Genomic DNA, 5,325 nt, shown 5'->3' with positions numbered 1-5,325 from the left:
CCCCCCCGCCATCTCCCGAACTTCCGCCCGACGGGCGTGAGGTGATTTCCACCCAGGTCGTCCCGGTTCCCGGGACGCTCGTTGTAGGTGCACGCGCCTATACCGTGGACACCATCCGTGGCGGCCGCTATACGGGCGCCGCGATCATGGAGCGCGATACTTACAAGTACGTGTACTCCGATACCCGACGTGCCTATCAGGGCACGCTTTCAGCGACCGAGGTAGCGGAGAATCGCTACGCCTTGGATATTGCGATCGCCGAAGCTCGGAAGACCGGGGTATGCCCGCGCAGTCCGGCCAGGGTCAGGGCGGTCTGCGAAGTCTTCATGAGGATCGTGGATCGGCCGATTGTCGTGATTCCCGGAGATGGTGGCGGTCCGACGCCGGACGAGAGGGACGTTGCTTCAAAGGAGTGCACTCTGGGCAAGGAGCTCGCCTATCGGAACAACAGTACCGAGATCGCCATGTGCCGGAGCGCAGGGGGGCGTGTGGTCAGTATCGACAACGGTGATGCCTGTGGGAGGAACGCCAAGGTCGAGTGCGCATTCCATAGCCCCGAGCAGCCGCCCGACGGCAGCGGGTCGTAACGCGGCGCTCGAAAGATGACGCATGCGCTGCATCGGCGCGGGGCCGGCCCGGCCCCGCGTTTCCGCTCCGGGCAGATGCTGGCGATAGCGATGCTGGTGCTGGTCACCTGGGCTTATACCGGCATTGTTGATACCGTCGGTCCCTATGTGATGCCGTATTCCTGGTCCACCGCGGAGGTCTCGTTCGCGAGCGACCCGATTGCACCGGGGCAGGCAATCACGGTTCCGGATCTGCTGCGTGAGAGGGTCGTCGCACACGACTGCAGGCGCCTTTCCGACCAGCATCCGGTGACGGGCCAGATGCACGGACGACGCATGAAATGCACACTCGTGTACCGCGGGATGGATCCCATCACCGTCCCGGGCTTTCTGGCGACGCAGCCAGGTGCGCAACAGCGGGTGTCGTGGGCCACCGAGTACAGCAGCGCCGGACACACGCTGTTCCCGTCAGCGTGGTTGCCGCTGGTGTTCGTGGGCGACAACATCAGCTACGCCCTGCTGGCCCTGCTCTTGGTTGCATGGGTCGGTGGTTGGCGTGTCTACCGGCCGGGGCGTCTGTTCAAGTATCGCAACTTGGCCTGGCTCGCTCCGGCGCTCGTGCTTCCGTTGACGCTTCCCTATTTTGCAGGGCACATGAGTGCCTTTGTCGGCAACGCATTCAGCCAGGCCTGCTCGGCGGCGGAATGGCGGCCTTTCTTCCTGTTGATGCCCTTGCTGGTTGCGCCCGTGTGCGAGGAGATGATCTTCCGGGGCTGGGCATTCGAATGGCTGCGCAAGTGGTTCAGCCCGAACGCAGTGCTGTGGGTCAGCAGCCTCGCGTTCACCCTGTTCCACCCCAAGGCGATCGACAACGGGTCGCTGGAATTCACGGTGCTGACGTTCGGGTACTACTTGATGACCGGTCTGTACCTGGGACTGGTCCGGATCCGCACCGGATCGCTGCTGGCATGCATGGTCGCCCACTTCCTGTTGAACCTGGTGGTCGAGCTCTACCTGGCCTGCGTCTGATGCGTGGTTTCCGCGGCGTGTGCAGTGGTGTCAGGCGAGGGCGTCGCGCGCCCCCGCGGCGTCCTCGCAGTGCACGAAATTGACCGCCACCCCGTGTGCGCCCAGGACCGCGGCGAACTGCCGCTGCCGGCCCTGGAAGTGCTGGTACTGGCGTTCCAGCCGCTCGCGGCAATCCTCGGTATCGCAGGGTTCGTCCGGGGCATAGCGCGCGTGCCAGGCGCGCGGCGGGAACAGCGCGATGCGGGCTTCGCCGGCAACGTAATGCACCAGCGGTTCGGCGCCGGCATCCAGCCAGGCTTCGCCGTCGGGTTCAAGCAGCGCGGTCTCCAGCAACGGCCACAACGGGCCGAGGCCGGCATGGTCGTATTGCATCGAGGTCATCGCCGCCAGGTCGTGCACGGTGAGGTAGCGCGCGTGCTCGACGCGCACCCCGAACGCCACCTGCGCCTCCAGCGCGGTTTCGGCACTGGCCATGCCCTGTTCCATCAGGGTGGCCTCGAAGCGGTCGCCCACCGCGGCCACGCGCGACGGTGGGCCCGACAGCGCGAACGGCACCAGCCGCAGGGTGCCGCCGGGATAGTCGCCCGAAGGCGACAGCGCGCCCGGCAGGCGGTCTTCGTGGCTGCCGAAGGCGATCACCCGCCCGCCCTCATGGCCGTCGCGGGGCGCGCGCGCGGCAAGGTCGTCCAGTTCCCGATGGAGCGGCCAACCGGGCCGGAGGAGTTCCACCGGGTCGTAATGCGCGCCGACCACGACCAGGTCGAGCGCTGCGGCGTCCGGGTCGAAGCCGGCCAGGTCCGACGCGATCAGCGTGGCCAGCGCCCCCGCGTCGCCCTGCGGCAGGCGGTCGCGGGCCACGTCGGCACCCGCGGTCAGCTCCAGCGCGAGCGCCCCGAGCACGTGCAGGGGGGCCAGGGCGGCGTCGCGGACGGGGTCGGGGGCGTCGGTCATGGGCGAAAGATACGGTACCGTTTGGTCGATGGAGGGGGCGGCGCTACACTCGCCGATGCCCCGGTCCGGCCGAGGCATCGATCGCATGTTCATTATGCCCCCACGCCGTGAAAGGCATGCTGTGCCTCCGGCCCGACCATCCGTCCCAAGAGGTGTCCCGATGCGCCAAACCCGTCCCGTCGCCGTGCTTGGTGGCGTCCGCATTCCGTTCTGCCGCCAGAACACCGCCTACTCGGACGTCGGCAACCTCGGCATGTCGGTGCGCACGCTCGGCGCGCTGGTCGAGAAGTTCGGCCTGCACGGCAGGCAACTGGGCGAAGTGGCAATGGGGGCCGTGATCAAGCACAGCAGCGACTGGAACCTCGGCCGCGAGGCCGCGCTGTCCTCGGGGCTGTCGCCGCTGACGCCGGGCATCACCCTGCAGCGCGCCTGTGGCACCTCGCTCGATTCGATCATCACCATCGGCAACAAGATCGCCACCGGGCAGATCGAGTCGGGCATCGGCGGTGGTTCCGACACCACCTCCGACGTGCCGATCGTCTACGGCAAGTCGCTGCGCCGGCGCCTGCTCGCGGCCAATGCCGCGCGCGACGTCAAGGGCAAGCTGGCCGCGTTCAAGGGTTTCTCGCTGCGCGAACTCAAGCCCGAGTTCCCGGGCGTCGCCGAGCCGCGCACCGGCAAGAGCATGGGCCAGCACTGCGAGGACATGGCCAAGCAGTGGCACATCAGCCGCGAGGCCCAGGACGCCTGGGCGCTGTCGTCCCACCAGAAGCTGGCCGCGGCCTACGAGCGCGGCTTCATGGACGACCTGGTGGTGCCGTTCCGCGGCGTCGCCCGCGACAACATCCTGCGGCCCGACTCCACGATGGAGAAACTGGCCACCCTGAAGCCGGCCTTCGACAAGGTCTCCGGTCGTGGCACCCTCACCGCCGCCAACTCGACGCCGCTGACCGACGGCGCCTCCGCCTGCCTGCTGGCCTCGGAGGACTGGGCCCGCGACAACGGCCACGAAGTGCTGTGCTACCTGCGCGACGCCCAGGTCGCGGCGGTGGACTTCGTGCATGGCGAAGGCCTGCTGATGGCGCCGACCGTGGCAGTGCCCGAGATGCTCAAGCGCAACGGCCTGACGTTGCAGGACTTCGACATCTACGAGATCCACGAAGCCTTCGCCGCGCAGGTGCTGTGCACGCTGAAGGCCTGGGAGAGCGAGGAATACTGCCGCACGCGCCTGGGGCTGGACGGCGCGATGGGCGCGATCGATCCGGAGAAGATCAACCCCAATGGTTCGTCGCTCGCCGCCGGGCATCCGTTCGCGGCCACCGGCGCGCGCATCGTCGCGACCGCGGCCAAGGAACTCAAGGCGCGCGGCGGCGGCCGCTGCCTGGTTTCCATCTGCACGGCCGGCGGCATGGGCGTGGTGGCGATCCTGGAGCGCTGACGCGTATCCTGCGCGCACGTGGGATCGATCAAGGACGAGATGGATGACAGCATGGACAGGCAGGCCTGCCGGATGGATCGCGGGCGTCATGCTCACCGCCTGCACGATGTGCGCCTGCGGCGCGGATTCCCCCGGCGCGGCACCAACCGCCGGGGCGCTTTCGCCGCGAGCCCCGTCGCTGGAAGCACTGCCCGATTGCGATGAAATGGCGGCGCTGCTGGGCGGCCTGGTGGATGGGCTGGTGCCGGTGGACGACGCGGAAAGCGGCCAGGGCAAGCATCGCGACGGGGCCATCTACGGGGTGGGCTGCACGTGGCTGACGCCGCGCGCCAAGAGCGACAGCGTCTTCGAAGCCGTGAAGGGCGGGTCGCTCGCCGTGGGCATCACGGTCAGCAACCTGCCCGCGGACCCGGCCGATGATGAAGCGGTCATGCGCGAGATGGGCATGATCTTCGACGATCCCCGCGCGGAGGCCGTGGGTGGCTACGTGGTGACCCTGGACAGCGCGTTCGATCCCGCCGCGCCGCTGGGCATCATGGGCCCGCAGCTCGTGATCGGGCCCACCACGATCATCATCACGGCCGGCGGCCTCTACCTCGGAGAGGTCGAAGAACTGGCGCCGATCACGAACGACCGGGCCATCGACGCCTCTGTCGCGCTGTACGAGGCGATCCGGGAGCGCTGAACCCCTGCCCGGGTGGCGGGGCCTATTCCCGCAGGCGCGGCAGGCCGTGCTCGTCGCGTTCCTCGATCGCGGCCTGGTCGTAGATTTTCTGCTTGAGGTCGCGGCCGGGGATGTCGACCGGTGCCTCGCCGCGGCCCACGCGCAAGGCGTTCTGGTAACACTGCCGGGCACGGGTGTCCTCGCCGGCCTGGGTGAAGCCGTGCCCCAGCTCTTCCCAGGCCTCGGCATTGCCGCCCTGGGCGAGCGCGCGGTGCAGGTAGGCCTCCGCCTGCGACCATTGGCCCTTGCTGCGATGCAGGCGGGCCAGGCTGAGCAGCAGGCCCGGGCTCGCCGGGTGCGCCTGCAGCCAGCGTTCGGCGTGGCCCAGGCGCTCGTCGATGCGGCCGATCGGCAGGCGCCCGTACAGGCGCGCGAGTGCGTCGTTCCAGCGTGCGTCCAACGCCTGTTCGACGCTGCGCGCGGCGGCGTCTTCCCAGCGCAGCGCGGCGGCGCGCTCGGCATAGGCGGCCACCGCCGCGGGGTCGCTGCGCAGCGGTTTGGGCAGGGCTTCCCAGCGGTCGGCGAGGACGTTGGCGTCGGACGCTTCGCGCAGTCCCGCCTCGGCCCAACGGGCCTCCAGCGCCTCCAGCCGCGCGGCTGGCAAGGCCTGCTGCTGG

6 protein-coding genes are annotated in these 5,325 nt (G+C 69.0%); 4 read left to right on the top strand and 2 right to left on the bottom strand.

What is annotated here, in order from left to right; genetic code table 11:
- Both FKV25_RS11165 and FKV25_RS11160 read left to right on the top strand, forming a co-directional pair.
- Positions 1-587, top strand: a 587-nt coding sequence (locus FKV25_RS11165) for a hypothetical protein (RefSeq protein ID WP_211345421.1), incomplete at its 5' end; no start/stop codon positions are given.
- Between the two features lie 15 nt (positions 588-602).
- Entirely contained in the window at positions 603-1,595 is a 993-nt protein-coding gene (locus FKV25_RS11160; protein WP_141518883.1) for a CPBP family intramembrane glutamic endopeptidase, read from the top strand.
- A gap of 30 nt (positions 1,596-1,625) precedes the next feature.
- On the opposite strand, the gene FKV25_RS11155 is transcribed toward FKV25_RS11160, so the two are convergent.
- Complete coding sequence (locus FKV25_RS11155; protein ID WP_141518882.1) at positions 1,626-2,546, bottom strand: hypothetical protein; 921 nt, start codon at positions 2,544-2,546, stop codon at positions 1,626-1,628.
- Between the two features lie 160 nt (positions 2,547-2,706).
- Here FKV25_RS11155 and FKV25_RS11150 point away from each other — a divergent pair, with 160 nt between their 5' ends.
- Together FKV25_RS11150 and FKV25_RS11145 are read left to right on the top strand one after the other, a co-directional pair.
- Positions 2,707-3,984: an acetyl-CoA C-acetyltransferase gene (locus FKV25_RS11150; protein WP_141518881.1), complete on the top strand. Its 1,278-nt coding sequence runs from the start codon at positions 2,707-2,709 to the stop codon at positions 3,982-3,984.
- 88 nt (positions 3,985-4,072) lie between these two features.
- Entirely contained in the window at positions 4,073-4,669 is a 597-nt protein-coding gene (locus FKV25_RS11145; RefSeq protein WP_141518880.1) for a lytic murein transglycosylase, read from the top strand.
- Between the two features lie 22 nt (positions 4,670-4,691).
- Here the strand turns inward: FKV25_RS11145 and FKV25_RS11140 are convergent.
- Positions 4,692-5,325, bottom strand: a 634-nt coding sequence (locus tag FKV25_RS11140; RefSeq protein WP_141518879.1) for a heme biosynthesis protein HemY, incomplete at its 5' end; no start/stop codon positions are given.

The sequence above is a fragment of the Marilutibacter aestuarii genome, from assembly GCF_006546775.1.
GTDB classification, from domain to species: Bacteria; Pseudomonadota; Gammaproteobacteria; order Xanthomonadales; family Xanthomonadaceae; genus Marilutibacter; species Marilutibacter aestuarii.
This window is presented reverse-complemented; position numbering and strand designations above follow the sequence as displayed.